General features: G+C 59.3%; 24 protein-coding genes. 8 read left to right on the top strand and 16 right to left on the bottom strand.

Going from position 1 to position 24,084, the window contains the following annotated elements; genetic code table 11:
* The first annotated feature begins 325 nt into the window (after positions 1–325).
* The 3 genes from AB3X89_RS21675 (at position 326) to AB3X89_RS21665 (ending at position 4,590) form a co-directional block, all read left to right on the top strand.
* The gene (locus AB3X89_RS21675; protein WP_368585088.1) at positions 326–919 is read left to right on the top strand and encodes a hypothetical protein; all 594 of its coding nucleotides are present in this window, start codon (positions 326–328) and stop codon (positions 917–919) included.
* A 9-nt stretch (positions 920–928) separates the two neighbouring features.
* Complete coding sequence (locus tag AB3X89_RS21670) at positions 929–2,482, top strand: ATP-binding protein (RefSeq protein ID WP_368585087.1); 1,554 nt, start codon at positions 929–931, stop codon at positions 2,480–2,482.
* Between the two features lie 275 nt (positions 2,483–2,757).
* Positions 2,758–4,590: a TniQ family protein gene (locus AB3X89_RS21665; protein WP_368585086.1), complete on the top strand. Its 1,833-nt coding sequence runs from the start codon at positions 2,758–2,760 to the stop codon at positions 4,588–4,590.
* 1,121 nt (positions 4,591–5,711) lie between these two features.
* Here the strand turns inward: AB3X89_RS21665 and AB3X89_RS21660 are convergent.
* Positions 5,712–6,947: a hypothetical protein gene (locus AB3X89_RS21660; RefSeq protein ID WP_368585085.1), complete on the bottom strand. Its 1,236-nt coding sequence runs from the start codon at positions 6,945–6,947 to the stop codon at positions 5,712–5,714.
* A gap of 970 nt (positions 6,948–7,917) precedes the next feature.
* Here AB3X89_RS21660 and AB3X89_RS21655 point away from each other — a divergent pair.
* On the top strand, positions 7,918–9,384 hold the full coding sequence (locus tag AB3X89_RS21655) for a hypothetical protein (protein ID WP_368585083.1): 1,467 nt from the start codon (positions 7,918–7,920) through the stop codon (positions 9,382–9,384).
* A 678-nt stretch (positions 9,385–10,062) separates the two neighbouring features.
* On the opposite strand, the gene AB3X89_RS21650 is transcribed toward AB3X89_RS21655, so the two are convergent.
* The 4 genes from AB3X89_RS21650 to cynR all read right to left on the bottom strand — a co-directional run bounded on the left by AB3X89_RS21650 (position 10,063) and on the right by cynR (position 12,791).
* Positions 10,063–10,542: a DUF1348 family protein gene (locus tag AB3X89_RS21650; RefSeq protein ID WP_018437280.1), complete on the bottom strand. Its 480-nt coding sequence runs from the start codon at positions 10,540–10,542 to the stop codon at positions 10,063–10,065.
* A gap of 126 nt (positions 10,543–10,668) precedes the next feature.
* Positions 10,669–10,917: a hypothetical protein gene (locus AB3X89_RS21645; protein WP_342964143.1), complete on the bottom strand. Its 249-nt coding sequence runs from the start codon at positions 10,915–10,917 to the stop codon at positions 10,669–10,671.
* 212 nt (positions 10,918–11,129) lie between these two features.
* A complete protein-coding gene (locus AB3X89_RS21640) occupies positions 11,130–11,453 on the bottom strand; it encodes a DUF4148 domain-containing protein (protein WP_368585082.1) in 324 nt (107 codons plus the stop codon).
* A gap of 447 nt (positions 11,454–11,900) precedes the next feature.
* Positions 11,901–12,791, bottom strand: coding sequence for a transcriptional regulator CynR (cynR, locus tag AB3X89_RS21635; RefSeq protein WP_368585081.1), 891 nt, complete (start codon positions 12,789–12,791; stop codon positions 11,901–11,903).
* Positions 12,792–12,943: 152 nt separating this feature from the next.
* Between cynR and AB3X89_RS21630 the strand changes: the two genes are divergently transcribed.
* The 3 genes from AB3X89_RS21630 (at position 12,944) to AB3X89_RS21620 (ending at position 14,763) form a co-directional block, all read left to right on the top strand.
* Positions 12,944–13,603 carry a carbonic anhydrase gene (locus tag AB3X89_RS21630; RefSeq protein ID WP_368585080.1) on the top strand — a complete coding sequence of 220 codons (660 nt, stop codon included), beginning with the start codon at positions 12,944–12,946 and terminating at the stop codon, positions 13,601–13,603.
* A 63-nt stretch (positions 13,604–13,666) separates the two neighbouring features.
* Positions 13,667–14,137 carry a cyanase gene (cynS, locus tag AB3X89_RS21625; protein ID WP_129957516.1) on the top strand — a complete coding sequence of 157 codons (471 nt, stop codon included), beginning with the start codon at positions 13,667–13,669 and terminating at the stop codon, positions 14,135–14,137.
* Positions 14,138–14,283: 146 nt separating this feature from the next.
* Positions 14,284–14,763, top strand: a complete 480-nt coding sequence (locus AB3X89_RS21620; protein ID WP_010808884.1) for a DUF1348 family protein — start codon at positions 14,284–14,286, stop codon at positions 14,761–14,763.
* 475 nt (positions 14,764–15,238) lie between these two features.
* Here AB3X89_RS21620 and AB3X89_RS21615 read toward each other — a convergent pair whose 3' ends face one another.
* The 11 genes from AB3X89_RS21615 to AB3X89_RS21565 all read right to left on the bottom strand — a co-directional run bounded on the left by AB3X89_RS21615 (position 15,239) and on the right by AB3X89_RS21565 (position 23,001).
* Positions 15,239–15,601 (bottom strand): L-histidine N(alpha)-methyltransferase, encoded by a 363-nt coding sequence (locus AB3X89_RS21615; RefSeq protein ID WP_368585094.1) that lies wholly within the window; start codon positions 15,599–15,601, stop codon positions 15,239–15,241.
* The gene (locus tag AB3X89_RS21610; RefSeq protein ID WP_368585079.1) at positions 15,582–16,175 is read right to left on the bottom strand and encodes an L-histidine N(alpha)-methyltransferase; all 594 of its coding nucleotides are present in this window, start codon (positions 16,173–16,175) and stop codon (positions 15,582–15,584) included. Before AB3X89_RS21610 ends, AB3X89_RS21615 begins: the two co-directional genes overlap by 20 nt.
* Before the next feature lie 187 nt (positions 16,176–16,362).
* On the bottom strand, positions 16,363–16,722 hold the full coding sequence (locus tag AB3X89_RS21605; protein ID WP_368585078.1) for an MFS transporter: 360 nt from the start codon (positions 16,720–16,722) through the stop codon (positions 16,363–16,365).
* 190 nt (positions 16,723–16,912) lie between these two features.
* Positions 16,913–17,662, bottom strand: coding sequence for an SDR family NAD(P)-dependent oxidoreductase (locus tag AB3X89_RS21600; RefSeq protein WP_368585077.1), 750 nt, complete (start codon positions 17,660–17,662; stop codon positions 16,913–16,915).
* Between the two features lie 48 nt (positions 17,663–17,710).
* Positions 17,711–18,556 (bottom strand): alpha/beta fold hydrolase, encoded by an 846-nt coding sequence (locus AB3X89_RS21595; protein ID WP_368585093.1) that lies wholly within the window; start codon positions 18,554–18,556, stop codon positions 17,711–17,713.
* Positions 18,557–18,779: 223 nt separating this feature from the next.
* A complete protein-coding gene (locus AB3X89_RS21590; RefSeq protein ID WP_368585076.1) occupies positions 18,780–19,181 on the bottom strand; it encodes a nuclear transport factor 2 family protein in 402 nt (133 codons plus the stop codon).
* 18 nt (positions 19,182–19,199) lie between these two features.
* Positions 19,200–19,703 carry a DUF3237 domain-containing protein gene (locus AB3X89_RS21585; protein WP_368585075.1) on the bottom strand — a complete coding sequence of 168 codons (504 nt, stop codon included), beginning with the start codon at positions 19,701–19,703 and terminating at the stop codon, positions 19,200–19,202.
* A gap of 25 nt (positions 19,704–19,728) precedes the next feature.
* Positions 19,729–20,475 (bottom strand): SDR family NAD(P)-dependent oxidoreductase, encoded by a 747-nt coding sequence (locus AB3X89_RS21580; RefSeq protein WP_368585074.1) that lies wholly within the window; start codon positions 20,473–20,475, stop codon positions 19,729–19,731.
* A 42-nt stretch (positions 20,476–20,517) separates the two neighbouring features.
* On the bottom strand, positions 20,518–20,928 hold the full coding sequence (locus tag AB3X89_RS21575) for a DUF427 domain-containing protein (protein ID WP_368585073.1): 411 nt from the start codon (positions 20,926–20,928) through the stop codon (positions 20,518–20,520).
* Positions 20,929–20,991: 63 nt separating this feature from the next.
* Positions 20,992–22,191 carry an MFS transporter gene (locus AB3X89_RS21570; RefSeq protein WP_368585072.1) on the bottom strand — a complete coding sequence of 400 codons (1,200 nt, stop codon included), beginning with the start codon at positions 22,189–22,191 and terminating at the stop codon, positions 20,992–20,994.
* A 63-nt stretch (positions 22,192–22,254) separates the two neighbouring features.
* Positions 22,255–23,001 carry an SDR family NAD(P)-dependent oxidoreductase gene (locus AB3X89_RS21565; protein ID WP_368585071.1) on the bottom strand — a complete coding sequence of 249 codons (747 nt, stop codon included), beginning with the start codon at positions 22,999–23,001 and terminating at the stop codon, positions 22,255–22,257.
* A 150-nt stretch (positions 23,002–23,151) separates the two neighbouring features.
* Here AB3X89_RS21565 and AB3X89_RS21560 point away from each other — a divergent pair, with 150 nt between their 5' ends.
* Positions 23,152–24,033: a LysR family transcriptional regulator gene (locus AB3X89_RS21560; protein ID WP_368585070.1), complete on the top strand. Its 882-nt coding sequence runs from the start codon at positions 23,152–23,154 to the stop codon at positions 24,031–24,033.
* The last annotated feature ends 51 nt before the right edge of the window (positions 24,034–24,084 follow it).

Below are 24,084 nucleotides of genomic sequence, written 5' to 3'. Positions count from 1 at the left end.
TGGCCTCAAAACGCTTAAAGGGACGGTGAATTCGCATTGAATCTGCACAATGCGAAAAATCTTGCGACGAGAGTCGCGTAATTGGAGCGGGGCCTCTTCAACTCGGGTGTACTTCAGCAGCCTGCTAAATCTCTGGGCGTACGGCACGGAGATAAATGGGTGTGGGAGACACGTCGATGTGGCCGATTTTCGGGCGAAGGTTATGCCGACATCGACAGTCCCAATAGATGGTAAGGGAATTTGCCACAACGGGCTGCATTACGCTTGTCCAACGCTTTCGCTCCTCGAACGTCAGTCCATGTTCCGAGGCCAGAAAACCGAGTCGATGGTCGAAATCGGATACGACTCCGCTGACAACAGCGCCATCCAGCTCTTTGGATTGGGCGAGCCGATCTCCTGCCCAATTTCCGATCACGAAATCGACCCACTTCGCGGGATAACTTACCAAGAACAGTCGCTCTACAACGAGCTGGACGCCACAAATCAAGGCATGACTAAGGAAGCTGCTGAGCCGGACCGCGCGATGACGGACTACAACATCGCGAAGATCGCCGAGAACGCCAGCTCGAAAACTTCACGGGCCTTGGAAGAAGCCGGTATGACGCGCCCAGACATAAGTGATATGGACGAAATGCGTCAGATGGAGCGGTCCGTCCAGGCGGGGACTAAGCGGCTGGATGGCAGGAAAAAATCGGGGGAACGCAGGAAACGGGCGTCGCTCAAGAACTCGCTGAATAACATTCAGCAAGGGGAGGGCCGCACGAATGTGGAGCCACCAGAGACATATGACGATGAAGGAGACGCTTATGAGAAGTCAGGGAACAAGAGCAGTATCGCGCTGGACGATCCGAGCCGGATGACCACGAAGGAGCTTCGTGAACGGCGCGCCCGCAAGTTGCTTGCGACAATCGGTGAATAGGAGGGCAAGATGGCTATCAAGGATTTGGATAAGAAACAAGTGTCTGATGGAGGATCGCGCGTAGTTGAGCCTGTCAGGCAATGCGTTGAGGCGGTGGAGGCGGTGTACTACAAAGGTGACAGATTGCTCCCGGAGTACAGGAGCAATCAGCTGATTTCTGCCCTGGGGCCGATCTGGAATAACACAGAGCTCCTAAGGGCGATCGACGTGCCTGTCGTCATTAATGAAAGTGAGAAGACGCGAAATGAGGAATACCGATTGCACGCAATAGGACGCCTTTCTAATCTTGTCGTGGCGTTTCCTGCTCATCTCGAAGTGGTAAACACTACACAGCTCATCATTCGCCAGCACTACGTCAATCAAAATATTCAGGGCAATGTTGCTCAAGGCATTGGGGAACGGTATAGGGAGAATTGTGATGGGAAACTCGTGGCCGTATATCCGCACCAAAGGTCCCATGCTTATTGCTTTGGATTATTCGGTCAATCGGGGGGCGGCAAGAGCACAATATTGTATTCTGCGCTAAGGTTGTTACCGAAAGTGATTCATCACAAAGAATACGGCGTCAATCAGGTTGTCTGGATAAAAATAGACTGCCCACGGAGTGCCAGCCTTAAAGACACACTCAAACTTCTTATATTGACCTTTGACGACCTGCTTGGGACCGACTATATGAAGGAGGTCGGCAACAGGGCTACGCTGGCGGATTACGCAAACAAGCTTCATCGCATTACCCGTCTTCATCAAACTGGTCTCATCGTTCTTGACGAGATGCAGAATGCTTTGCATGCAGTCGCGAAGAATGACCCTCTTTTCGACTTCTTTGTCAATCTCACCAATGTGGTCGGGATACCCGTTATCGTCAGCGGAACACCCAAGGCCGCCCAGCTCTTCCGTAAGACGTTACGTTCCGCGCGGCGTATTAGCAGTCATGGTGTGACTAACTGGAACGGAATAACGAACGACGACGACTGGCGCCGGTTCTGCAATCAACTGCAGAAGTACCAGTGGCTTGCTAATGCAGCTGACTTGTCGGAGAGCGTGCGGAAATATTTGAAGGTCCTTACACAAGGTCTTCCCGGCGTAGCCGTTCCTCTGTTCCAGTTGGCTCAGTACGCCGCAATCTACACTGGAGCTGAGAGGTTATCTGGAAAGATTTTCCGCGAAGTGTTCGATGAAAAGATGGCTTCGCTGAGGCCGATGCTCGATGCAATCCGCTCCGGTAACAGGGCGCGGATGATTGAATACGACGACTTGCTGGGCGATACATTGCACGACGTCGTGGAGTCCATGGAGACGGAGGCGAGACGATACGGTTACTACCAGGCCGCGATGGAGCATGAGAAAAATGAGTCGGCGATTCATGCCGTGTCACGCCTCATGCTGCTTGGAGTACCGCAGGAACAGGCGTCGTCGCTTGTCGACACTGTTCAACGGGAATATCCTGCGGCTTCCTCGCAAGATCTGAGCAATGAAGCAGCACGCCGCTACTTTATAAAAAAGGGGCCCGCAGACTCGTTTAAGAGCTCCGAACCGAAATCCACGGAGAAGATCAGCTCGTAACCGGGATGTCAGTGATGAAATTGGCTGTCGCAAGCCTGAAGGCTCACTGTCCTACCGGGACAACCTTGGCCTTAGGAATGTGACAGTCGTAAGAACTCGAATTGTGGTCACACCCTTGGGGAAAAATCGGCACCAACGCGCCGAATTCCCAAGTGCAGAGCGCTGGTGACGGAAGTTGTTGAAACCGGCGGGAGCTCCGAGAGCGAGGAAGCTTGGGCCGGCGTTCTGCGGGCGTGACGTTCCTGTATTGAGTGGCACTGATAGGGAGAGATGCAATGGCTATCGCGCTGTTTCCGCCTAATGAAGGCGAGACCCTTGAAAGCAGCATTGGACGCTACGCAGAGTATATGGGTCTGAGTTCTACAGTAGTTCTAAGGCGGTTGCTTTTCGGCTATGCCTGTTCGCCAGGCACTCGCCTTCCCAGCGCCATGTCTTACTTCGCTGAACAGACAGGCGCCTACTGGGGTATGGATGGGGAGGCCATAATTAGACGCCATACAGAATTTCAATACGTTACTATGATGGCATCAAAGTTTTTGACAGATAGTATGCTGCTTAAACTACTTGCTCCTCCCGATAGCGGGAAGGAGGTGATGAAATATAACGGCGGTTTATCGCGTGAGGTCGTTAGGAAATTACGATACTGCGAAGAATGCTTGAGTGAATGGCGAAGCAAAAATATTACTCCGTTTTGGAAAATTGATCATCAGTTATCGGGAGTGTATTGCTGCTCTCTTCATTCGAGCATATTGAAAGCGACAGGTCAGCAATTTTCCAAAAATTCGTTAGATCCCACGGTATCAAGTTTAAGGCGAAATTCGGATGAGGCAGTGCTTAAACAGGTGTCGTCATTGGAAAGAGATGCTATCATTGACGTCGCTACAAGGAGCGCACAACAAAGGATGACCGGCCACTCATGCCGGCAGGCAAACACATATCGTGAGCTATTGATAAGATTGGGGTTTTTGCGTCCCGATGGCACGATAACTAAGGCGGCGCTTATTAGGAACTGGTTAAGATATTTCGGCCCAGAATTTTGTCACTTAACCGGCATGGACGCGCAGAAGATTACAACATGGTCCCACAATATTTCGGGATGTGCAAGTGCTTCACAATTTCCTCACCCGTTTATGTTTGTCGCGGCGGATTCATTTCTTGATTACTGCTGTAAATCGCCAGGTTCGTTGGTGCTGGCGATTCATGCCGACGGGAAAGGCCAGGAAGCGCGCAGCCGTCAGGGCGAGCATATAATTCCCTCCAATTCTGAGCTACCTGAATGCACCGGGGTTCTGCATAGAAGCGGCGATGGTTATAAATTTGCGGGGGAACTGAGGAGATCAGGCGGGTGGAAGGTTGTATGTTCCTGTGGCATTTCTTATCGAGCTAAAGACGAACCCCAACTTGGTTTGATGCGCCTGACGCCGTTCGCTTATGGGCCACGATACATGCGGCGATTCTGTACCTTGCTGGCGCGAGGTGATACTTACATAAGCAGCGGACGGAAATTGAAGATACCGAAGTCGACTGCGTTGGGTTGGGCGCGTAAGGAGGGATATGTCCGGCGTGTTGAAACGATGCCGCTGGCAGAAGTGTGGAAACTACGCTCAACGTGGCGCCGTTTGGTGGAGAGGGCTCCCTCGGAGAGTCGCATAACCTCAGCTTGTCAAAGCAATCCCGGTGTGTATAGAACCTTGCGTCAGAGGGACCGGGCATGGTTGCTCACGTTTAATCGTAAGCATCGATCATGGCGTTCTGGTGGGTCCTATGATGCAGCAGGAAAGGAATCAATTCACAACAGGATTCGCGAAGCCAAGAGCGCAGTAATGCAGATGGATCCGCCTGTTCGGGCGACTACTGCCAAGATTGTCGCAACTGCAGCGTTGCCCGTAACTACAGCTAAAGCCAGAAAGTCTACTTCTGCCCTGCTGCGGGAATTGACAGAGCCGAGACAAGACTACCTTGAAAGGGTTATTTCGTGGCTTGCTACGCTGGCCGCGAGCGGAAGGCTGAAAAATTGGGAAGAAGCAGTTCATCTTGCTGGCCTGACCCGTAGAAGCTATACGAAAGAGCAAAGAGATCGAATTCGTTGCTTTCTCAAAAGGCAATAGCTATCTTCGTGCCCGACACCGACTGGCATCTCTTCGAAGCGGCAGGATAGCAAGCGGGGGATGCGTATTGAAGCCACCTTTTGTCTCAAAAAACACAAATGTGCCGGCGGCCATTTTTTCCGGTGCTGCTTGTCCCGAGAAAATCCCTAGATGCGACCAACCTGTCGAACGGCCGGACCGCAGCGACGTAGCTTGACGAGCGACGGCGAAATGGCGTCCGCGAAGGCCCGATGACGGATCAGGGTGATAGTTGCCGGCGCTGGATTTCCGGGACGATTCTCCGTTAGGCTTACCCGGAGCTTTCGTCTTTGCAGACCGTCCATCCCGTTCGCTCGATCCACCCCCACCTGCTGGGATTGCCATGGGCCATGGGCTGCGACGCTCAAGCTTGATGCCCGATTCCTGCCTGATTGCGGTGCAACATATTTTTGATGCACCCCCTTTTTAGTTCAGTCTGGAGACCGTTGAGCCGCGGGCTTCTCGCAGACATTGTGTTTTCGAGAATCCGTTGGCTCAAGGGCGACAGCTAGTTGCCGCAAACTTTGAAGATATTTAGTGGCGCGTCGTGCGACGGTGAAGTGGGCCTAGGAGCGGACTTTTGTCGCAGACTTTGATGTGCGCAGATACCCACTATCGGTGCGCGCAACAAAGTCTGCGGCATCGGCGAAAACGCTGTTCGGAGACAACAAGGTCTGCTGCATTTGAGAAATTCAGTGTGCGCTGCAGCAATCTTCAGGGTGCTATCGACTCGACAAGCCATAGCACGAGAAGCGGAAAACCCTTACTGCACGACACAGAGTTTTCTGACTCGAGCCAGAAGCTCCCTAATCACAGTCCTGCCTTGGAGGTCCTCATGCGTGCTCGGATCGTCAGCTATACCGAGAGCGGTCTGTTGCACCAGGTCTGGTTCCGCGAAGACAAGTCGCGTAAGAGAGCTTCGCCCCGAGGGCATGTATGGTGAGGCCAGAACGTAACGAGGAACAGAATTGGAAGGGAACTGAGATGGGAAAAGGGATCTTTGTTCGCTGCTGCACATAATGGCAACAGCCATTACCACAGAAGGGGCACCGTACATCGTTTCGCGTTGCGGCCAAGGGCTCACTGGCGCCAACGCTAAGCCATCAAGGTGCGTATCGCGATGCATAACTCGCGGCGCGCGCGGCCAACTGAGCTTGTCGTTCTGCCGCCGTGACGTACTTCGTTGTCGCGGGGAGAACGGTCCGGAGGTCGCTGATCTTCACGAGCTGGGCTGTCGCCGAAGGCCCGTGTGGCGCGGGTGTCGCCGGCAATCCTTGCCAGCGCAGGTTGAGAAAGCCCTGATGCAGACCTACCGTATCGACCCAGTTGTTAACGCCCGGGTCTGTCGGGGATACCACGAACGTGTAGGTGCCATCCGGGTTCGCCACCGCTTGCGCGTTGTTCAACGTCTGGGTGTGATTGATATAGTCGGTCGTGATCTGCCACCGTCCATAAGCCGGGGCGATGAAGTATTTGGCCCCGCCGAGGTTGACGTTCACGACCAGTGCTTCATCATCGGCAAGCTGAAAAGTGGAGTAGGTCGCCGCCTGGTTTGCGAGGCGTCCGCCCGTGCCGCCAAGTGATGGCGCTGGAAGCGTGTTGACAGGCTGGGCATATCCCAGCGCATTGAAGGAAGCGAAGGACACGGCGGCAGCCGGAGTCCGCAGCGTCGCGGCAAGGGTCTGAGCGATCGCTTGAGCGGATAGCGGTTGCGCCGAGACGGACGGGACCCGTTGTATCGCCAGGCTGTTGAACTGTTGCACGCCCCATTCGGTGATCGTATCTCGAATGAAGATCGACGCGGCTCCCGAAACGAGCGGGATGGCATTCCCATTCCCCGTTGAGGTCGTGCTGGCGTTAATGACGTAACTGCCGTCCGCGTTGGTGGCGAGCTGGTCGCCCGGCAAATTGGACAGCGTTGCGTTTGCGCCGCTGTAGACGCTGAAATTGAAATCGACTGGCTTTTGCTCGTGGACCTTTCCCGTCAAGACGTAGCTCGACGCAGGGTCAATCGGAATGCGGCGATATATGGTGTCCGGGTTATCAAATGTGGTCCGCGATCCTGGCACGTTCATTCCGTACCAATTGTGCGGGGCCGCCAGAATTGATATCACCTTCGGGGCGCTGGCATCGCCCGCGGCAATCGCCAGCGCCAAAGAGAAAACATCCTCATCCACGGCCTGATCAATATTCGTCAACGCCTCACTCGATACCCCGCCGGCTGCACGAGCTGCTGCCAGCCAATTGGCTTTCAAGGTGGCTTTTGCCGCAATGACGGAAGGGTCCGCAACCGCAGTGATCGCGAGGGTCTCTGCTGCCAGTTGGTCCGGTGTCGCCAACGGGTTTTGGCTGTCCGCACTATTCGTACTGACTCCTCCTCCGCACGCATCCAGGATGAATGGGAGTACGGTAAGCGCTATTAGACGTCTATTGAACATATTGAGCGTGTGTTAGTTTTTTAAAAGCGTATGAGCGCCCAATCTATAGGTAGGTTTAGAGTAGGGAAACCAATAAAAATGCATATGAAAAGTCATCCTCCGCTTTTGCGGCGCCTTTTCGATTCGCTAAATCAGGGCCGCTGCCATTGCCCGGTTTGGCATCTGCAACGGCCGGCTCCCTAGGCGATCGCTGTTGGGCGCTGGATGTCATGGTGATGGGGTACTCGCAGCACGCGCCAACGCCATTTCGGCTTTACGGAAGTCCAGTATGAAAATTGGGCAAATCGACTGGATGGCCGTTATAGAGAAGCCTGCGCCACTTGAATGCCCATCGATCCATGTGGTGAGCGTCGCATGCTGGTCGAATTCTGCCCGATTCGATCGGCTCAGATTGAGCCACTACCGTCGGTCGAAGCTCCGTCGCCTCAACGACAGCTTCCTCTCGAACAGCGATGATCCGACATCCCGCGTTCAGCGACACGAACGGCCATTGCCGGATGTTGCGGCTAATAGGCCAAGCGCTTCATATGCGCTTGCTTCATAAGTTTGCTCGGTCATGGAGCGCGCCCATACATAGCCAAATAGTCCGGATGCGATGACGACGCAGTTGCCGCATTCTTAGCAGCGCCCGGAATATCTCTTCCTCCAACCCGTTTATTCCACACGTATCTCTCGGCATCCGAATTGCCGATTTCACCCAGCGACATCGCATCGCGGCTTGCCTACCGCGAGGCAGCGTCACGCTCCGTGACGGGCGATCCGCTGCCCCGACGATCGCCACACTGCCAGTCACTTTCAATGGAGGTCAAGCCACACATCATTAGCTAACTGCAGATCTGTCCGTCTAAGCGGGTCAACCCGAGGAGGAATCATGAAATCGTTATTCAAGCCCCGCAGCTTCAGGCCACTGGGTTCTCGTGCTGCCAGCCTGTCCGTTGCCGCGTTCATCGCCGCGTTGGCCGCAGGCGAGGCGTGCGCGGAACAGCCGCCGGCACCTTGCCACCCGAATCCGAACGCCGCCGCCGACGGTGCGCTGGTGCGCCAGCGCGGCGACATCGCGAACCTGCCGGATCCGCTGCAGGACATTCTCGAAAGGATGGCCGAGCGGCCCCATTCCTACTTGCCCATTCAGGCCTTCGCCGAGGCCGACAAACCGAGCCAGCTATTCCAGTATTACCTGCTGTCCACGACAGGATTCGAACCAAATCCGTTCACCGCACGATTCCCGGGCATCAACGACAAGGCGATGCTGACGGCAACTGGCGCTGACTGCGGTTTGCCAACCATCGGTGCGGTGCGTCTCGTGGTTGAACCGAAACCTGGGTTGCCCACCGATCCGAACAACGTTCGCGCCTTCATCGATGTCTTTACCGACCTCTCGTATCTGTTTGTGATCAACAACGAAAGCGGTTGGTACGAGGGCTGGATGATCCACGATTTGCGCGTGCCGGATATCGCACCGCCCCGACCCGACGGGCACGCCCAGTTCGGCACGATGACAAGCGCGGACGCGGCCGCCTTGCAGGCGATGGGTACCCACAACAACCTCCCAGGCCGGCTGTTCACAATGGATGGCAAGGCACCGCACTTGCCCGACGCTTACGACCACTTCCCTGACCGCCAGACCAATATCGTGCCGATCCAGCTAAGCATGGGGGCGGTCAACTGCATGCAGCAGTCTGATTGTCACGGCTACTGGGAATTCAACTACACCACCAACTGGACCCATCCACCCTACGAGTTGCCTTTTACCGGCGGTATCCCCGGTACCTTTGAGGCGGGCAAACTTGGCGCGCTGTCGTCATTGATTCCGGGCTCGGGACCCGCAGGCGTGAAGAACAGTCCGATCGACTACGGTGACGATCCGAACAATGCGGCTCCGCTCGGTGGTGCGGGTCCGCGCGACCCCGACCGCTTCGATGCGGATGTCGATAACCAGCGGGAATACCGCCAACGCTTCATCCCGAGCGGGCTGGCTCACGAAATCTACCTGGACACCTATGTGCGATTGGCATCGTTCGAGCATGGCACGCCGTTCCCGCAGCGCCTGTATGACGCCTATGTGGCCGAAGTCAGACGGGTCGATACCAATGGCGACGGCGTCATATCCGCAAGCGAGGGAGACGTCGATACTGCCAGCGATGGGTTCTCGGACAATTCCCGCCTGTTCTTACCAGCGACTTCGTTCCGTCGCTTTGCCGTGACGCGCGAAATCAACGACGGTTTGCTGGCACCTCGGTTCGCGCCTAGTCAGCGAGCCTGGGTGTTGACGGGTGCCGCCGACACCGTCAACCCACCTCGGCCGGCGTCTACGGGTCGCGATAGCGACGACCGTTGAACTCGACCTGACGGGATGTTTCCTGAGTTGCGAAAGGCCTTCAAACCGTATCGTGCGCTCTGAAGGTAGCCAATAGGGCGGCCCAAAAGTCGGCCCTATTGCTGCCTTCCGTTGATGCTCATCATCCAATGTTAACGCTCGTTGCCCGGGGTATAGCCGACGCTCGAACGTCCCCGTGCAAGCGTGATCGAAGGTCCCTTGTTGGGCCGATCACTGTCGAATGCGGATGTCGCTGTTCGACCCCTTCTCGGTCATCCCCTGGATTCGAGTTGAGAGAGCGAATTGGGTCTATGAGCGGTCATCCGGCCTGATAACCACTCGCACGGCCTGCGCCAACAAGCCATCCCGCTGCCGAAGACTAGTTCTTGCGGAAGCTCATCGCATCAGGAATCTCTGTTTCCAATGCAGACAGGACGCCGTTCAGCCCGTGCCGGTGTCCAGAGGACGCCCAGAGGATTCCAGAAGCAAGTGCTGCAAGACTTGCTGCCCACATCGAGTGGGCAGCAATCGTTTGAGGGCGGACCAGGTGAGAAGGACAGCGAGACAACCAGGAACCCCCAAGCGGGGGCGGGGTTGCTGCCTCATTGCGAGCTTCGGGAGGCCGTCGCAGAAGCTGTCTCACCTTTGCCTTTGCTTCCCCGAGTGCATCCAATCGAAGCGATACGATCAGCCTGGCTATTAGAGGCCGAGATCTGACAAGCCGGGATGATCATCCGGACGGCGGCCCAGCGGCCAATGGAACTTCCGCTCTTCTTCCTTGATTGGCAAATCGTTGATGCAAGCGTAGCGATTCACCATCAGACCGTCCTCGCGGAACTCCCAGTTCTCGTTGCCATAGGACCGGAACCAGTTACCAGAGTCGTCACGCCATTCGTAGGCGTAACGCACGGCGATCCTGTTACCAGTGAACGCCCACAGCTCCTTGATGAGACGATACTCGTGCTCCTTCGACCATTTGCGCTCAAGGAACCCTCGGGCTTCATTGCGGCCGTTTGCGAATTCAGCACGGTTGCGCCAGCGAGTGTCCAGGCTATATGCGAGGGACACTTTGGCAGCGTCGCGGGTGTTCCAGCCATCCTCGGCCAGGCGCACTTTCTCGACGGCGGATTCGCGTGTGAAAGGAGGGAGCGGCGGACGGATTTCAGTATTGGTCGACATGGTATTACCTCAGTGGTTGGTGGATGAAGACCCGAGACCGGGCCGAAGGTTGGATAAGAGCAGTGCTGCGAGTCCTTGATCGCTCGGTCTGGCGATTAGCCCGTGTACATGGCGGACTTCGCTCGCTTACGCCGCAAAGGTGATGTAACCGCCAGAGTGCGTCATGATGTGCGCCCAACGCACGGCCGCGTACAGGCCCTCGGCGCACGCAAAGTCGCTGCCGTCAATCGCGACGACCCACTGGTCTTCTTTGAGGCGTAGCGCGAGTCGTTGGTGGTCGACCAGATCGCTGTACCAGCGCCATGTGGCTAAGTTTGACTCGTCCGACTGCAGAGCTTGATGAAGGACAGCGACTTCGTAATGTGAGTGGCTCATGACAGTCTCCGTGAAGTACCGACCTTCATATGATGTAGACCGGTCTGTATCCGATGGGCGACGCGATTGCCCGGATTCGGTTCGTTCGCCAGGCAAACTAGCGAGCGAATCGTGACGACTGAATGTGGCGAGAATGAAGCACGCGGACGTGCCAGGACTTGCGCGATACTTCAGATCGCGTGGCGTCTAGTATTCGCGCTGCCGTTGGACGGCTATTGGCCGAAATAGATTGGCTGCATGCCGTCGTTGTCGACGTGACGAGCAGTCTTGGGAACACCCGCTGACGACGAGCCTGCCTCGGCGACACCGCCATAGCTCGCATCCCCGCGTTGCGCGGCCAGGCGTGCTTCGGCCGCCTGAATCTCGGCGGGGTAGTTGGGGTCTTCTCCACGAGACTGGTCGTAGCCCACAGCACGCAGTTGCGCGAGTTCCGCGCGAACCTGGGCGCGAGTCAATCCGGATGTGTCAGTGCCTGCGAAAACGGGGCTGGTGACAGATGCAGCGATAACGAGTACCGCAAGGAAGCGAGATTTCATGATTCTCTCCAAAGAAACAGTGACGACGGAGCAAGAATGCATCAATCCGGCTATAGGGTCTAAGACCGATATCCTATGTTCTCTATAGGATAAGCTAATAGTTCTGGTGATGGATTGAGAAGCCCGTTTTCTGACCAGACTGCAGACTTCTCGGAATGCGCCGTTGCTAGCTTCCGTCCCGCGATTGCCGAATCTAGGCCCGGTGCTCGAGCTGCTTAGTGCCAACCCCGGCTGTCTTCAACGCCGCGTAAATCACAATCCAGTTCCTGGCCGAAGTCGAGCGCCCACTCCTCACCGTCTCACCGTACGGTCATGCTCTTCAGCTGAAGCTTTGCGATGCCGACACCACCGGCGCGAGTTGTGCGAAGCGGCGTAGGTGTCGGAGCTAACGGAGAGCGCGTTACGTGTCGATCTCTTCGCTTCGCGCGTCGCGCGCCGCGATCTCCATTAGCGACGGAAGTTCTCCGTCAATTCCATCAACACCTGGACGAAGGCCTTGCTCGCTGCCGTCCGATACGCGTCCTTGCGTTGCAGCAGCACGGCCGTGCGCGTCGGCAGCGGCGGGTCGAGCAGCACGGGGTGCAGCTCGGTATGCTCGCGCGCGATGCCGTCGGGCAGTACGGTTGCGAGCTGCCCACGCCGCACGATCTCGACGATCGCACTGATCGAACTGACCTCGATGGCAACCTCCGGGAGAATCCGGTTCTGCGTGCAGTATTCGTCGATGTAACGCCGCGTCGCGAACGCCTTGTTAAGCAGCACCAGCCGTTCGTTGGCGAAGTCCTGCGCGGACAGCGGCTTGCGGCGCGTCGCGCGTGCATGGCCGCCGCCGACGACGAGGCTCAGCGTCTCGCGAAACAACGGCTCGCTTTCGATTTCCGCAGTGTGGACGGGCTCGAACGCGATGCCGGCGTCGAGCCTGTCATCGGCGAGCTGCGCTTCGATCTGATCCTGCGTGATTTCCTGAATGTCGATCGCGATGCCGGGATGCAGGCCATAAAAACGATCGATCACGGGCCCCACGAGATACGCCGTGAAGGTCGGCGTCACGGCAAGGCGCAGATTGCCGCGGCTCAGTTCGCCGACGTCATGTATCGCCCGCACGCCCGCATCCAGATCCTGTAGCGCGAGCTTCGCATAGCGCAACCACGCCGCGCCCGCATCCGTAAGTTGCACGTTCCGCCCCGAACGGTCTAGCAGCTGCGTGCGCAGCGTCTCTTCCAGTTGCCGTATCTGCTGCGACAGCGTGGGCTGCGAAACGTGCAGCGCCTCGGCGGCGCGCGTGAAATTGCGGTGTTCCGCGACAGCCAGGAAATAACGGATATGACGCAACAGCATGGCGAATTCCTCGTCCTCGAATAACTATTGGTGTTGCCTATGGTGAGCATCATAAACCCGTCTTGGACACTATGACGGAACAGGTTCATTCTCTGTTCAACGCATCGCACTGAGCGACACGGCAACGAACGCCAGATTGAATGGAGCAGACCATGCAAGAGATCATCGACGGTTTTCTGAAGTTTCAGCGGGACATCATGCCCGCGCGCAGGGAGTTGTTCCGCAAGCTGGCCACCAGTCAGACGCCGCGCACACTGTTCATTTCCTGTTCCGATAGTCGCATGGTTCCCGAACTGGTCACGCAGCGCGAACCGGGCGATCTGTTCGTGATCCGCAATGCCGGCAACATCGTGCCTTCGTTCGGTCCTGAGCCCGGCGGTGTGTCGGCAACGGTCGAATATGCGGTGGCCGCGCTCGGCGTGACGGATGTGGTGATATGCGGCCACTCGGACTGCGGCGCGATGACGGCCGTCGCGACGTGCAAGTGCCTCGACCATATGCCCGCTGTCGCGAACTGGCTGCGCTACGCCGACTCGGCGAGGCTCGTCAACGAGGCGCGTGAACATGCGGGCAAGCGCGAGCGCGTCGACTCGATGGTGCGCGAGAACGTCATCGCCCAGCTCGACAACCTCAAGACCCACCCCTCAGTTGCACTGGGACTCGCGCAAGGCCGCCTGAATTTGCACGGATGGGTCTACGACATCGAATCCGGCTCGATCGACGCGCTCGACGCCGCGACCCGCCAGTTTGTGCCGCTCGCTGCGCATCCCGATGTCACCGCGACGCCCGCCGAGTGCGTGGCTGCGCTCTGATTCCCGGCTTGTCGCACCGACTGTCGATCTCACCAGGTTGATTTTTACCCAAGGAGCAACATCATGACCCAATCGCAAGTCACACCGAACGCACGCGAAGCATTGACGGAAACGATCGTCGACGCGAAGGTGCGCAAGAACCTCACCTTCGAAGCCATCAACGAAGGCACGGGCTTGAGCCTCGCATACACGACAGCCGCGCTACTCGGTCAGCATGCGCTGCCGGAGAATGCGGCGAAGCTCGTCGCCGAACGCCTCGGGCTCGACGACGACGCCGTTCGCCTGCTGCAAACCATTCCCGTGCGCGGCAGCATTCCGGGTGGCGTGCCGACCGATCCCACCGTCTACCGCTTCTACGAAATGGTGCAGGTGTACGGCTCGACGTTGAAGGCGCTGGTTCACGAGAAATTCGGCGACGGCATCATCAGCGCGATCAACTTCAAACTCGATATCCAGAAGGTGCCGGACCCGGAAGGCGGCGAGCGTGCCGTCATCACGCTCAACGGCAAGTATCTGCCGACCAGGCCGTTCTGAACCCAATGATGCAAAGACGAAAATTCTTACTGAGCACCGGTGCCGCGCTTGCTTCGGGCGGCCTTGCCCTCTCGGGTTGCACGATGACGAGGCCGCGCTCAACGTCGAGCACCAGCAACGCGCTGTACCCCAAAAGGAGATCCGAAATGACTTCACCCGCAGCAATTCGCCCGCCGCTTCCCCCGTTCACGCTGGAGACGGCTATCGAGAAAGTCCGTCTCGCGGAAGACGGTTGGAATTCGCGCGACGCCGCCAAGGTCGCGCTCGCCTATTCGCTCGACACGAAATGGCGCAATCGCGCAGAGTTCGCGAACAATCGCGCGGAAGCGCAGGCGTTCCTCGAGCGCAAATGGAAGAAGGAACACGAGTATCGTCTGATCAAGGAACTGTGGGCGTTCGGCGGCAATCGCATTGCCGTGCGCTACGCCTACGAATGGCACGACGACTCGGGCAACTGGTTCCGCTCCTACGGCAACGAGAACTGGGAGTTCGGCGAGGATGGTCTCATGCAACGTCGCTATGCGTGCATCAACGACATGCCTATCAAGGAATCGGAGCGCAAGTATCACTGGCCCTTGGGCCGTCGGCCGGACGATCATCCGGGACTGAGCGAGTTGGGACTTTGAAGCCCGGATCGTTACAGCCGCGATGAGCCATTAGCGCCCACCAATCCAGTGGCGACGAATGACGGATTGTGGGCGTGCGCCGGCGCGCCGTCGGGATGTAGCGACTTAAATGTCGTTGAATTATTCGCGACTTTTCGTTTGCTCCTCTTGGGTGAAAGTATGATCTGTGTCCGGTGTCAGGTCTGAGCTGCAAAGCAGTCTTTCAACTCGCCAGTCTGCGGAATCGACGATCGGCCGGATTTGGCCGAGACCACCAGTTCGCTGACGGTCCCGTAAAGCGGTCGTCGAAATCGTCGACGGCCGCTTTCGGCCGGCATCTGTGAATGAGTCCAGTCGGCCAAGAGCCGTCGTTCGTCGCCGCTCTTGCTCCCACATTCGACCGGCCGGTCGCCGGGTGAAAGCGGCCGTTCGATCGGCTAACACCATCGCAATTGCGCTTGCCGTCGAACCGGCTGAACTGAAATTGCTGCGCTCACTAGCGGGCGACGGCTTCGAGCAGAAAAACGCCAAACCCAGGCGTGGTACTCACCCAGGATTGCGTCACTTCCCATCCAGCAGATCTCGCGAGGTCTTCGAACGAATCGGTGGTGTACTTGTGCGAGTTCTCGGTGTGCATGCTTTCGCCAGCCTCGAAATGAATATCATGATTCAACACGCGAACCGTCTGTTTTGCCTGGCTGACTAGATGCATCTCGATCCGCTTCAGATCATCGTTCCAGATGGCTGAATGAGCAAACGCGCCCAGTTCGAAATTTCCTTCCAGCTCGCGATTGATGCGGAGCAGGAGGTTCCGATTGAAACGTGCCGTGACCTCGCCTTCATCGTTGTAGGCAGACAGGAGCGCCGGCGGCGTCCTTGACTATGTCGACGCCGACAATGAGCTTTGCCTGACTGCCCAGGAGTTTCTTCGCCGAGCGCAGGAAGGCGATTGCGTCGTCGGGCTCGAAATTGCCTACTGTCGATCCAGGGAAGAAGCCGATCATGGTTTCGTCCCCGTGCATGTCGGGCAGTGTGATGTCCCGAGTGAAGTCGCCTGCGACTGGGCGGACGTCCAGCGCCGGGTAGGCGTCGGCGATGCGTTGCCGAGCCTGTTTCAGTGCCGCTGTACTGATATCGATCGGCACGTAGGTGTCGATCTGCCGGGCGGCATCGAGGACGATCCGGGTTTTTGTGCTCGCACCGCTGCCGAATTCGACCGGGGTGGCGTGGTCAGGAATCTCTGAGGCGAGCTGCGCTGCAATGTCCTTGAGCAATGCCGTTTCCGTGCGCATCGGGTAATACTCGGGGGTCGCGCAGATCGCTTCGAACAGCGCCGACCCTTGCGCATCGTAGAAATACTTGAAAGGCAGCGATTTGACCGGACGCGACAGACCTTCGAGAACATCGCGAGCAAACGCGTCCGTGCCGGACAACAGATCGTGTTCACCGTCACCATTGTCGGACGCAGTGTCCCGCGCGAGAGGCGGACGGCAAACTGGGCGTCCAGCCGCCTGCGGCACCGCGCTCTGCCGGCAGGGGCAGGAACCACGTGACAGTGAACAAGGCCGCGATGAGGAGAGCCAACAGCCAGAAAGCCAGGTGCAAGGGCCAGGGCGCGTATTAAGTGAGTGCGCCTCCGACGATGAGCGCGGCTGCGAAGCCGGCGGCCTGGGCAGCTGTGGCAACCACAGAGGCTCGCCGGGGCGCGCCACCCTCGTTGAATTCGACCATCGCCGCCGTCGACGGTCCGGCGGTCAGGCCGACGCCGACACCCATGAATGCCCGGGCCAGGAAAAGCCATGAGATATTGTGCGCGAGCGCGAGGATCAGCGCGCCGAGGAAAGAGGCACTCAGACCGAGCAGCATCGTCGCCCGTCGGCCGATCTGGTCCGACAGGCCGCCGGACAGGATGAGCACGCTGACAACCGCGATCGGGTAGACAGGAAGATTTCGGCTGTGGTCGTCGGGGTGAGATGCCATTCGCTTGCGTAGAGCCGGTACGTCATGGCGGGTGCCGCGCTGGTCCAGAGGGTATGAGCGACCACGCCAGCCGAGACCCGGAAACTGGCCCGGTGGCCAAGTGCGGCATGCGTGTATCGACGGGTGCTCCCGCTGTCTATCGCGGGGGCAGTCGGGCAGGCTGTATGGGTCATGGCCGTCTCCCCCGGTATCAGAGCTTGGAGCCGCCATCGACACGCAGCGTGTCACCCGTCACCCACCGTGCCGCATCGGATGCGAGGAACAGGGCTGCGCCTGCGATGTCGTCGGGTTGCGCCACGCGCTTGAGGGCCTGCATGCCGAGGGTGAAGTCCCGCCCGGCATCGGTTTTGGCGAAGTTCGACATGTCAGTTTCAACAACGCCCGGCGCGATGGCGTTCACGCGAATGCCGCGCTCGCCGAGCGCTGCGGCGAAATGCTTGACCAGGGTGTCGATTGCTCCCTTACTCGCGGCGTAGGCTGACAGATTGCCAACCGAAGCGCGGGCTGCAAGTGAGGACAGCAGGACTACGCTACTGCCCTCGCCCAGCACGGGCAGCAGTTGCTGGACGAGGAAGTATGGGGCGCGCACATTGACGGCGAACAACCGGTCGAAGTCCTCTACAGTCGTTTCCGCGATTGACGAGGCCTTCGAGATGCCGGCATTCGCAACGAGAATGTTGAGACGCTCGCCAATCAGCCCGCGTACCTGACGGGCCAGTTCGTGAGGGCCGTTCGCCGCGCTCAGGTCTGCCGCGACCTTGTCGGCAGAACCACCCGACGCACGGATCGCCTCGACGACGGAATTCGCCGCCTTCTCGTCGCTGCCGAAGTGCACGATCACGCGCGCGCCTGCTGCTGCCAGAGCCTGAGCGGTTGCGCGGCCGATGCCGCGCGAAGCGCCCGTGACGAGTGCAGTTTTGCCGCGAAGATTAGTAGCCACGATTAACTCCTGTTGAATTCGGGATGAAATGTCGGTGTAACTGGCGACTCAGGAAAGGAATCTGGAAACGTCTTCCACGAAACGCTCGGGGTATTGATAGAGCGAGCCGTGATTGGCGTCCGGATAGATGATCAGTTGGGCATTCGGGATGTGCTGGCGCAGAATCAGCGAATTGACCGTGTAGATGATCACGTCGTTGTCACCATTGACGACCAGAGTTGGCTGGCTGAGTGCAGACAGGTAGGCATACGGGTTGTCTTGCGGCGCGCCCCATTTCGCGAGTGCCGCGAGCTGAGCCGGTGCCACGGCTTCGTTGGCCGCTGGATCACGGTTCTCCGTGCGAAGGCGGAAGCGTTCGAGGAACGCACGTCCGGCCGTCTGGCTGGTTCCGGTCGGCGAGAAATGGACGCGCAGCCAGAGATGGTCCGGTTCGGTATAGCTCGCGCCGAAGATTTCCTGCGCTTCGGGTGTCAGCGAGGCCATACCTTCTCCGCTGCGCGGGCCCGTGCCGACGAGGATCAGGCGGCGAACCAGCGTGGGCTCCGCAATGGCGAGCGTCTGCGCAATCAGGCCACCCATCGAGAATCCCAGTACATCGACCTGTTCGAGACCGAGCGCACGGATGAATGCGGCAGCGTCGGCCGCCATTTCCTCGATCGATTCGGGAACGCTGCCCGAACTACTCGAAATGCCGGCGTTGTTGAACAGGATGACCTCACGTCCGACGGCCAGGCCGTCAGTTACGGCGGGGTCCCAGTGATCCATGGTGCCGGTGAAGTGGATGTTCATGACGAGCGGAACGCCCGCGCGATTGCCGAAGCGGCGATAGGCGAAGCGGATACCGTTTGCGTCGACGTACTGCGTCGGTGCGGTCTGGTGCGTCTGGCGGCTCATGATTGCGATCCTTTCAGAGGTAAGTTCAGCAGTTGTTTTCCGGTATGTTTCAGATGCATGGGGTGCCGCTTTTGAAATCCGGTCACGCGCCTGGAAATCTCGTCGGGCGGTGCCTGCTGATGGGTAATTTATGCGGTGGCTGGCAACAGGAAAAAGACTTTGTAGGCACGCGGCCATGCCTGACGGGTATGGGGCGCGCATGGCTGCCGGTTGCCTGCGCAAATCAGGACGGAAAACGTTCCCCGAACATGGGCAGGCCGCTGACCGATTGCGTCGCACTGGCCTCGTCCTGGAGCACGTCCCAGTGTTCGGCCAGCCTGCCATTCTCGAAACGCACGATATCGGCGGCAATCCACGCGGTTGGCCTGCCATTCCCGGAAAACCGGCCATGCGCAATCACGTAATCCCCTTCCGCCACCACGAGCTGGTTCTCGTAACGCAAGGTGGCAGGCAGGGTACGGATCAGGTCGAACAGTCCTTCACGTCCAGGCGCGATGTGCGCGCTGTGCTGGATATAGGAATCCGACCAGAAACGCTCGGCGACAGCGTAGTCGCGCTGGTTGAAGAGCGTATCGAAGGCTTCGAGGAGCAGTGCCTTGTTCTGTGCGGGGGTGGTTGTGGTCATGTTGTTCTCCAGTGAGAATCAGAGCACTTCGAATACGCTGTAGACGGGGCCGTAGGCGAAGCGGTGGCCGAGGCCGATGGCCTGAATGCCGTTAGGCCATTCGTAGCGCCCGGCTGGCGCCTCGAACATTGGGTTGATGCGGAAGTAGTAACTTGCGGGGTCGACGACTTCTCCATGTTCCAGGCGTTGGATCACGTCGGCCGGACCATGCCGGACGCCGTGGTATGACATCAGCAGGTTGACGCCGTCGTCGGTGCGCAGCGTGAGGCGCACATCGTGCGTCGTGCCGGTATCGCCGCGCACGGTCTGCCAGTCGTTACTGCCGTCGAGCACGGTACCGGTGAGCCGGTCGCCTCCGAATGTGCCGGACTCAACGATGCCGACGCGGCGCAAGGCGCCCGGTGTCTGACCGACCGTCACGATTGGCTTGACGCCAAGACGGACCACGAACAGCGGCCGCGTCCGGACTTCCTTCATGACCGGGGGTAGATCGTCAAATTGGGGCGTATGGTTTGCGGACATGGTGTTGTCATCCCATCTGACGGGTTCATGCGGTCCTGCCGCCGTTGACGCGCAGGACTTCGCCGGTCATATAGCTGGCCTTGCCCGAACCGACGAAAGCGATGGCCTCGGCGATTTCCTCGGGCGTTCCGGCGCGTTTGAGCGGAACGCTCGACAGCATGGCGGCCTTGCGTTCGCTGGAGCCGGTCAGCCGGGTGAGCATCTCCGTATCGATGGGGCCGGGCGCGACGGCATTCACGCGCACGCCGGAGGCAGCGGCTTCCAATGCAGCGGACTTCGTGAGGCCTTCGACGGCATGCTTGCTGGCGGTGTAGATAGACATGCCAGCAGCGCCGCGCAAGCCCATCGTCGACGACACGTTGACGATGCTGCCGCGCTGTTGGGCCGTCATCACGCGCAGCTCGTGCTTCATCGCGAGCAGGGTGCCGAGCACATTGGCGTCGAAGACGGCGGCGTAGCGCTCGGGCGTCTGCTCGGCGATCGGGCCCGACTCCCCTTCGACGCCGGCCGCGTTGACGGCGATGTCGAGTTGACCAAAGCGTGCGACGGTGCCTTTGACTAGCGCTTCGATCTGCTCTTCATGGCGAACGTCTGCCTGGATGAATTCGGCTTCGACGCCGGTTGCGCGCAGTTCTTCAGCGAGCTTCTCGCCGACTTCAGCCCTGCGCCCGGCGAGCACAACGCGGGCTTTTTCGCGGGCAAAGACGAAGGCCGTGGCGCGGCCAATACCGGACAGTGCGCCGGTGATCAGTACAACGGGTGCGTTATTCATGCTGCTTCTCCGGTCGGGTAGAGTTCTGTGCAGGAAACGGAATCAATCGGAAATCGCGTCGACGGGCAGTTCCTCGATGGCGTCGACACGGTCGGGGTAGAAAGCCAGACGCTCGCGGATTGGTGCAACGGCTGCGTAAGGCTCCTCATAGGTCCAGACGGCATTGATGCCTGGTTCGCCGGCCGACGGGATCGAGAAGTAGGCGCAGTCGCCCTTGTATGGGCAGTAGGTGGCATGGTCGGTGCGCTCGAGCAGCTTCATCTCGACGTCCTCGCGCGGGACGTAGATCACAGCCGGGTAGCGCGCCTCGCGCAGCGTCAGCGCATCACGGGTATCGACGATCACCTTGCCACCGGCCTTGATGACGATCCTCGACGGATGGCGCTCGATGGTGATGGGATGGTCGGGGCCCGGAATCTTGACGGGTTTGCCCTGCGGATGCGTTGTGTGCATGATCAACTCCTGGTCGGAAAGCGGAGGGCAGCGGGCCGCGCGGTCGCAGCCCGCTGGAATAGTTCAGGTGGTCGCGGGCTCGTCAATCCTGCGAGGATGCCCGCCGGTCAGCGCGAGCGTCAGGATCGAAACCAAGGCGAGTCCGGCACCGAAGTACATTGCATTGAAGAGACCCAACCCGTCGACGATCCGGCCGCCGACGAACGAACCCAGTGCAATCGAGATCTGGAAATTGGCTACGAACAGCGCCATGCCACCTTCGCGGACTTCGCGGGTTGCCTGCGCCATCCACATCTGCAGTGCGACGGGCATGGCGCCGTACGCGGTTCCCCACACGGCCAGCGCGACCAGCACCGACGGCCGACTGGTGCCGAGTGCGGGAAGCATGGCGAGCGGCAATGCGATAAACAGGATGCTCGCGATGAGCGTGGTCCTGACGTTCCGTTGCGCGGATGAACCACCGATGAAATTACCGAGCAGCCCGATGAACGTGTAGCCGAGCAGCAGCAACGAGATGACCTTGCCGCCAAATCCCGACACCGTTGCGAGGAACGGAGTGATATACGTATAGGTCGCAAACTGTCCGCATAGGGCCAGCGTCATCGCGATCAGCCCGATGCGTGCCGGTCGCGTACCGAAGATGCCGAGCAGATCGCGTGTGCTTACCCGATGCTCTACGTGTAGGGACGGCAACGAAACCCACTGGGCCAGCAGCGCGGCAACGGACAGCGCGAGCGCTGCGCCAAATGCGGTACGCCAACCAGCCAGGTCCCCGATCAGTGCCCCGGCCGGGCCGCCGATCAGCATGCCGAGCGAGACGCCCGCGAAAATCAGCGATGTGGCCCGACCGACATGGTTCTCCGGCACGAGCCGGGCGCCGAGCCCCACACTGATAGCCCAGAATCCGCCGATTCCGAATCCGAACAGCGCACGGGCCGCGATGAGAATCGTGAAGTTCGGCGCCAGCATGGCCGTCAGATTGGAGATTACGAGCAGCAGGCCCAGGGCGAGTAGCACGCGCCGACGGTCGAAACGTCCGACCGCTACCGTAAGAAACGGCGCGGCGATGGCGGCCAGCAGCCCCGGCGCCGTGACCATGATGCCGGCGGTTCCTTCGCTGACGCCCAGTCCCTGGCTGATGTAACGCAGCAGCCCGACGGGAAGGAATTCCGTGGTGCAGAACACGGTCGCGCTGAGTGCGACCGAAAGAACCGCGAGCCAGTTTCGCGTGCGCGGGGGCTGTATTGAGGTAGTTTGCGACATTGATATATCCCGGTGCGTGAATCGAATTGGATTGCCGAAATGGCGGCGTCGCGGTCGACTCGCTCAGAGCTTCGAGCCGCCGTCCACATTGAGCGTCGCGCCGGTTGTCCGTCTGGCCTGGTCGGAGGCGAGGAAGGTGATCGCAGCGGCGATATCATCGGGTTCGGCGAGCCGTTTGATGGCCTGTAGGCCGAGCGTCATGTCGCGGCCTTCGTCGGTGCGGGTGAAGCTCGACATGTCGGTTTGCACCACGCCGGGTGCGACTGCGTTCACACGGATGCCGCGCGGTCCGAGGTCATCCGCGAATTGGCGCACAAGGGTGTCCACGGCGCCTTTCGTGGCCGAGTAGGCCGATAGTTCGCCGACGGCCGCATGGGCCGCGAGCGACGAAAGCAGCGTGACGCTGCTGCCCTTGCACATGATCGGCAGCAATTGCTGAACGAGAAAATACGGAGCGCGGACGTTGACTGCGAACAGTTCGTCGAAATCTTCGACGCCTGTTTCCTCGAGCGAGGCTGCCTTCGCGATGCCAGCGTTGGAAACGAGGATGTCGAGCCGTTCACCAACGATTGCCCGGACATGGCGCGCGAGCCTGTGCGGCCCGTCGAATTCGGCCAGATCTGCCTGGATGGCATGGGCACGGCTGCCCGCCGAAGTGATTTCGGCGACGACGGCCTTGGCCTCACGCGCACCGCGGCCATAGTGAACGATGATTTGAGCGCCTGCCTGCGCGAGCGCAAGCGCAGTGGCGCGCCCGATGCCACGGGAAGCGCCGGTGACGAGCGCGGTCTTTCCTGTCAGGGTGTTCATGATCGTCCTTCCAGCAGATAACTGACGTTGAGGCGAGGGAGGGTTTCGTCCGGCTGATGTGATCGAACGATAGTCGCCACTTGTCCGCGCGAAAAAGACTTTGTAAGCTGACCCCCATACCTGTCAGGCATGACTAAAAGGAACGCGTGTATGGAACTGCGTCATCTTCGTTATTTCGTCGCCGTGGCCGAAGAGGGCAGCCTGACCGTCGCGGCGGAACGTCGGCTGTACACGTCCCAGCCGTCTCTGAGCCGGCAGATCAGAGACCTTGAATACGAAGTAGGTGCGCAACTGTTCGTGCGCAGCGCGCGTGGCATCGAACTGACCGACGCTGGCAAGGCATTTCTGGACCATACCCGCCTCGCCCTTGCACAAGTCGATGCGGCGTGCGAGGCAGCGCGGCGGGCGGCGCGACCGTCCAAGCCGACGTTTGCTGTTGGCTTCCTGAGCGGACAGGAAGTGACCTGGCTTGGGGAAGCGACTCGCGTGCTCGCGAGCGATCTGCAGAGCATCGAAATGACGGTTTCGAGCGAGCACTCCCCTGAACTCGCAGAGGGATTGTCGACGGGACGGCTGGACGTCGCCTTCATGCGTGCCGAAGCCAACCGACCCGACCTCGAGTACGTGACGGTCGCACGCGAGCCGTTCGTCGTGCTGATGCCAAGCGACCATCGCCTTGCGGCCTTCGATGAGATCGACGTGCACGAACTGGCGGGTGAATTATTCATAGGCGGCTCAGACGTGGCCGGTCCCATGCGCGGCGCGATCGAGAACTATCTGTCGACAAACGACGTCGCCATCGACCCCGCGCATCGCGTGCACAACCTGACGATGGCGATGTCGCTAATCGCCTCGACGAGAGGCGTTGCCTTGCTGCCCTCCTATGCCGAGAAACTGCTGCCCTGGTCGGTGACAAGCCGACCGCTCAAGGGCGAACCGCCAAGTATCGAGCTTGTGGTCGGCTATAACCGGAACAACCGCTCAGCGATCCTGTCGACGTTTCTGTCGCGCATCGACCAGATCAAGCGGTGACGTGCACTACGGCAGGTTGCACGCCAGAAGCTGTGGCCTGCGCGGGATAGC

The sequence above is a fragment of the Paraburkholderia sp. BR14320 genome, assembly GCF_040948665.1.
GTDB lineage: Bacteria > Pseudomonadota > Gammaproteobacteria > Burkholderiales > Burkholderiaceae > Paraburkholderia > Paraburkholderia youngii.
Note: the sequence above shows the minus strand (reverse complement) of the source record. Positions and strands in the feature narration are given on the sequence as shown.

Coding starts and splice junctions, on each gene's coding strand:
- AB3X89_RS21675 (WP_368585088.1), top strand. CDS start 326: ATGGTCGAAATCGGATACGACTCCGCTGACAACAGCGCCATCCAGCTC.
- AB3X89_RS21670 (WP_368585087.1), top strand. CDS start 929: ATGGCTATCAAGGATTTGGATAAGAAACAAGTGTCTGATGGAGGATCG.
- AB3X89_RS21665 (WP_368585086.1), top strand. CDS start 2,758: ATGGCTATCGCGCTGTTTCCGCCTAATGAAGGCGAGACCCTTGAAAGC.
- AB3X89_RS21655 (WP_368585083.1), top strand. CDS start 7,918: ATGAAATCGTTATTCAAGCCCCGCAGCTTCAGGCCACTGGGTTCTCGT.
- AB3X89_RS21650 (WP_018437280.1), bottom strand. CDS start 10,542: ATGTCGACCAATACTGAAATCCGTCCGCCGCTCCCTCCTTTCACACGC.
- AB3X89_RS21645 (WP_342964143.1), bottom strand. CDS start 10,917: ATGAGCCACTCACATTACGAAGTCGCTGTCCTTCATCAAGCTCTGCAG.
- AB3X89_RS21640 (WP_368585082.1), bottom strand. CDS start 11,453: ATGAAATCTCGCTTCCTTGCGGTACTCGTTATCGCTGCATCTGTCACC.
- cynR (WP_368585081.1), bottom strand. CDS start 12,791: ATGCTGTTGCGTCATATCCGTTATTTCCTGGCTGTCGCGGAACACCGC.
- AB3X89_RS21630 (WP_368585080.1), top strand. CDS start 12,944: ATGCAAGAGATCATCGACGGTTTTCTGAAGTTTCAGCGGGACATCATG.
- cynS (WP_129957516.1), top strand. CDS start 13,667: ATGACCCAATCGCAAGTCACACCGAACGCACGCGAAGCATTGACGGAA.
- AB3X89_RS21620 (WP_010808884.1), top strand. CDS start 14,284: ATGACTTCACCCGCAGCAATTCGCCCGCCGCTTCCCCCGTTCACGCTG.
- AB3X89_RS21605 (WP_368585078.1), bottom strand. CDS start 16,722: ATGGCATCTCACCCCGACGACCACAGCCGAAATCTTCCTGTCTACCCG.
- AB3X89_RS21595 (WP_368585093.1), bottom strand. CDS start 18,556: ATGAGCCGCCAGACGCACCAGACCGCACCGACGCAGTACGTCGACGCA.
- AB3X89_RS21590 (WP_368585076.1), bottom strand. CDS start 19,181: ATGACCACAACCACCCCCGCACAGAACAAGGCACTGCTCCTCGAAGCC.
- AB3X89_RS21585 (WP_368585075.1), bottom strand. CDS start 19,703: ATGTCCGCAAACCATACGCCCCAATTTGACGATCTACCCCCGGTCATG.
- AB3X89_RS21580 (WP_368585074.1), bottom strand. CDS start 20,475: ATGAATAACGCACCCGTTGTACTGATCACCGGCGCACTGTCCGGTATT.
- AB3X89_RS21575 (WP_368585073.1), bottom strand. CDS start 20,928: ATGCACACAACGCATCCGCAGGGCAAACCCGTCAAGATTCCGGGCCCC.
- AB3X89_RS21570 (WP_368585072.1), bottom strand. CDS start 22,191: ATGTCGCAAACTACCTCAATACAGCCCCCGCGCACGCGAAACTGGCTC.
- AB3X89_RS21565 (WP_368585071.1), bottom strand. CDS start 23,001: ATGAACACCCTGACAGGAAAGACCGCGCTCGTCACCGGCGCTTCCCGT.
- AB3X89_RS21560 (WP_368585070.1), top strand. CDS start 23,152: ATGGAACTGCGTCATCTTCGTTATTTCGTCGCCGTGGCCGAAGAGGGC.